The sequence below is a fragment of the Caballeronia sp. genome, from assembly GCF_049581465.1.
In the GTDB taxonomy this organism is placed as follows: domain Bacteria; phylum Pseudomonadota; class Gammaproteobacteria; order Burkholderiales; family Burkholderiaceae; genus Caballeronia.
In genome coordinates this window covers 1-4,183 of sequence record NZ_JBAUSA010000839.1, presented here as the reverse complement: position 1 = coordinate 4,183, position 4,183 = coordinate 1, and the positions used below count along the sequence as shown (strand labels likewise).

The window sequence follows — 4,183 nt, the reverse complement described above, 5'->3', positions numbered from 1 at the left end:
GGCATCTCCTTCCCGGCATTCGCGCTCGGCATGCTGCTCATGGAGATTTTCTCAGTGAAGCTCGGCTGGCTGCCGATCATGGGCGATGGCTCATGGCAGAGCTACGTGCTGCCGTCGCTTACGCTTGGCGCGGCTGTCGCCGCCGTGATGGCGCGGTTCACGCGTGCGTCGTTTGTCGAAGTGATGCACGAGGACTTCGTGCGCACCGCGCGTGCCAAAGGCGTGCCGGAGCGATTGGTTATTGTGAAGCACTGCTTGCGCAACGCCATGATTCCCGTCGTCACCATGATGGGTTTGCAATTCGGTTTCCTGCTTGGCGGTTCGATCGTGGTCGAGGTCGTGTTCAACTGGCCGGGACTCGGACGCCTGCTCGTCGATGCCGTGTCCATGCGCGATTACCCCGTGATCCAGGCCGAAGTGCTGCTGTTTTCGCTCGAGTTCATCATCATCAATCTGGTTGTCGACGTGCTGTATGCCGTCATCAATCCGACCATCCGTTTCAAGTGAGGTCCGCATGAGCACGACAAGCAATGAGGCAAATTTGATCAAGGCCGCCGCGCATGCGGCGTCAGCCGAAAGCGCGATCCGTACCCCATGGGGCGAGTTTTGGCGCAAGTTCCGCAAGCAACACGTCGCGCTGGGTGCGGGCGTGCTGGTGCTGCTGCTGGTGGTGATCGCGATCGTGGCGCCGCACATTGTTCCGTACGACCCGGAGAACTATTTCGACTACGACGCGCTGAATGCCGGTCCGTCCGCCGCGCATTGGTTCGGCGTCGATGCGCTCGGCCGCGATATCTTCAGCCGGATCCTGTCGGGCACGCGGATATCGCTGGCGGCCGGATTTTTGTCGGTTGCGATCGGCGCGGCGATTGGCACATTCTTTGGGCTGCTGGCCGGTTATTACGAAGGCTGGTGGGATCGGATCACGATGCGTGTCGCCGATGTGCTGTTTGCGTTCCCGGGCATTCTGCTCGCGATCGGCGTGGTCGCGATTCTCGGCAACGGTATGGTCAACGTGATCTGCGCTGTGTCCATCTTCAGTATTCCTGCGTTTGCACGGCTCGTGCGCGGCAACACGCTGATGCTCAAGCAACTGACGTATATCGAGGCGGCGCGCAGTATCGGTGCATCGGACTGGACCATCATCATGCGACATATTCTGCCGGGGACGATTTCGTCGGTGGTTGTGTACTTCACGATGCGTATCGGCACCTCGATCATCACCGCAGCCAGCCTGTCGTTTCTCGGTCTGGGCGCGCAACCGCCAACGCCGGAGTGGGGTGCGATGCTCAGCGAAGCCCGCGCCGACATGGTGACCGCGCCGCATATCGCCCTGTTTCCGAGTCTCGCAATCTTCCTGACCGTGCTTGCATTCAATCTGCTCGGCGACGGCTTGCGCGATGCGCTCGATCCGAAGCTCGACCGGCCATGAGCATGTTGATCGATCCGCCGCATATTGGCGTATTGCCGTGCGGTCCGCTTGGAACGATCGCTGATGTAGCGGGCGTGATGGTTGGTCATTGCACGCTGGATGATGGGCCGATTCAGACCGGCGTCACTGTCATACATACGCATGGCGGCGATCAGTATCGCAACAAGACGCCCGCTGCGGCGACGGTGATCAACGGCTTCGGCAAGAGCATCGGTCTCATGCAGGTTGAAGAACTTGGCGCGCTGGAGACGCCAATTGCATTGACCAATACGTTTGGTGTCGGCGCGGTCGCGCAGGCGCAGATTCGTGCGGCGGTGCGCGCTAATCCGGGCATCGGGCGCGAATGGCCGACGGTGAATCCGCTCGTCTTCGAATGCAACGACGGCTATCTGAACGACATCCAGGCGCTGGCTGTTACCGAAGAACATTATCAACGCGCGAGCGATGCGGCGAACATCCACGTGCCGCGGGGTTGTGTCGGTGCGGGGCGCGGCATGTCGTGCTTCGATATGAAGGGCGGCATAGGCACCGCCTCGCGCGTGGTCACGGTTGCAGGACGGATTTACACAGTTGGCGCGCTCGTGCTCGCGAACTTCGGCCGGTTACCGATGCTCACGCTCGATGGCGCACCTGTGGGCCGCATGCTCGCGAAGCGCGCTGCTTCTGCCGCCCACGCCAGCGCGGAGAAACCGGAGCAGGGTTCGATCATCATGATCGTAGCGATCGATGCGCCGCTTGATGGACGCCAACTCAAGCGGCTGTCGGCGCGCGCTGCCGCCGGCCTGGCGCGCACGGGTTCCGTGTACGGTCATGGGAGCGGGGACATCGCGCTGGCCTTCTCGACGGCATACACAATCCCGCGTGACGCGGATTTCATTACGCTGCCTTCATTGCTCGCCGATACGCGCCTCGATCCGCTGTTTCGCGCCTGCGCCGATAGTGTCGAACAGGCCATAGTCGATGCGCTCTGGAGCGCCACGTCGCTGTCGGGCCGTGATGGTCACCGACGTCTTTCATTGCTGGACGCAGCGCCGGATCTTGTGCAGTGCGTGCCTTAAACTGAATTGAATTTCTCCGATGAAAGTCCTGATTTCAGTCGATATCGAAGGCGTCGCTGGTGTGTTCCATCCCGAGCAAACGCGCGCGGGCAACGGTGAATACGAACGAGCGCGCCGTTGGATGTCGCTCGAAGCCAATGCTGCAATTCAAGGGGCGTTTGCCGGCGGCGCAACGGAGGTCTGGGTCAACGATTCGCACGGCGGATTTCGCAACCTGCTGCCGGATCTTCTCGATGCCCGTGCTCACGTCGTGCTTGGCAAGCCTCGCACACTTGGCATGATGGCGGGGCCCGAACACGGCGCGGCGATTGTGTTCATGATCGGCTATCACGCGATGTCGCAGAGTCGCGGCATTCTCGCGCATACCATCAACAGCTTCGCGTTTGCGCGGGTGTTGGTGAATGGGGTCGAGGAGGGCGAAGCTGGTTTATATGGTGCGCTCGCGGCGGAATATGGCGCGCGGGTCGTGCTGTTGTCAGGCGATGACGTGTTCACGGAGGAGACGCGGCGGACTTTCCCTGAGGCGAGGTTCGTTGTTACCAAGACCGCGACCGGCCACGCGAGCGGCGTCACGCAGACGCCCGAAAGTGCGTGCGCGGCTATTGCGCGCGCGGCGCGTGAGGTCGTGGAACTGCATGCGGTAGCGGGGACCGTCCGCGAACAGGGGGACGTGCGAAGTGGAGCGGAGCCGATCGCTTGCGAACTACAAGTGCAGACCACCGCGCTCGCCGACCTGTTCTGTCAGTGGCCAACGATGACGCGCGTAGGTGGCGTGACGCTGCGCTTTGATGCACCTTCGATGGAACACGTGGTGCGAACGTTGAACTGTCTATCCGCGATGTCTTTCATGCTGCGCTGACGCGGTTCCTTGTTTTTCCCTTCGATCAACTGCGAAATCCGCACCGTCGGGAACTGACGCAACGGCCTGTATCGCCATCGGTCCAACCGACGAAGTTTTTTATCTTTTCGTTTGATATTGCGAAACGCATCAATTATTATCCAATTTATCCGCTGGATGATCGCTTACGGCGTCAACGGCGATTTTCAAGTGTGCTCGCCTGGACCGAAGAAGTCTCTCCGTAGCCGTGTGCGCTAAGCGCGCGAACGTGCATTCGAGGAGCCATCACGAGCTCGATCTTGCTGATCGCCTTAATTGGGAATAGATCGCATGGAAACAACGTCATCGGCAGAGGAGAACTACAGTGGTGTGTGGGGTCACCGAGTTGGATACGGAAAGCACCCGGTCTTGCTTGTCATTGACTTCGCCAAGGCGTACACCGAAAAAGAATCACCGCTTTACGCTTCCGGCGTTCCGTCGGCTGTAGCCGAGACTGCTGGCCTGCTAGCCTCTGCGCGGGAACATGGCATCCCTGTTGTGCATACCACGATCGTTCACAGCACGGCTGACTTCGTGGATGGAGGAGCATGGCTCAAGAAATCGCCCGTCGTAAAGACGATGAGAGATAAGAATTACTCTGAGTTTTGTACGGGCGTTGAACCCTTGCATTACGAACTAGTTATACGCAAGCAATACGCGAGTGCATTTTTCGGAACAGCGTTAGCCTCGATACTGACGGCCTCCGGGATCGACACGATCGTCATGGCGGGATGCTCGACCAGTGGCTGTGTCCGTGCATCGGCCGTTGACGGAGTACAACATGGCTTTCGTGTCATTGTTCCGCACGACTGCGTG

General features: G+C 60.0%; 5 protein-coding genes. All 5 read left to right on the top strand.

Features of this window, described 5'->3' with window-relative positions; all coding sequences use genetic code 11:
- Window positions 1-507, top strand: a 507-nt coding sequence (locus tag WCA53_RS20620; protein ID WP_423915000.1) for an ABC transporter permease subunit, incomplete at its 5' end; no start/stop codon positions are given.
- 7 nt (window positions 508-514) lie between these two features.
- Entirely contained in the window at window positions 515-1,432 is a 918-nt protein-coding gene (gene gsiD, locus WCA53_RS20615) for a glutathione ABC transporter permease GsiD (protein ID WP_423914998.1), read from the top strand.
- Window positions 1,429-2,490 (top strand): P1 family peptidase, encoded by a 1,062-nt coding sequence (locus WCA53_RS20610; protein WP_423914996.1) that lies wholly within the window; start codon window positions 1,429-1,431, stop codon window positions 2,488-2,490. The genes gsiD and WCA53_RS20610 overlap by 4 nt, the downstream gene beginning before the upstream one ends.
- A gap of 19 nt (window positions 2,491-2,509) precedes the next feature.
- Window positions 2,510-3,349 (top strand): M55 family metallopeptidase, encoded by an 840-nt coding sequence (locus WCA53_RS20605; RefSeq protein ID WP_423914993.1) that lies wholly within the window; start codon window positions 2,510-2,512, stop codon window positions 3,347-3,349.
- Between the two features lie 309 nt (window positions 3,350-3,658).
- Window positions 3,659-4,183 (top strand): isochorismatase family protein (locus WCA53_RS20600; RefSeq protein WP_423914991.1); only part of this gene is annotated, 525 nt, incomplete at its 3' end.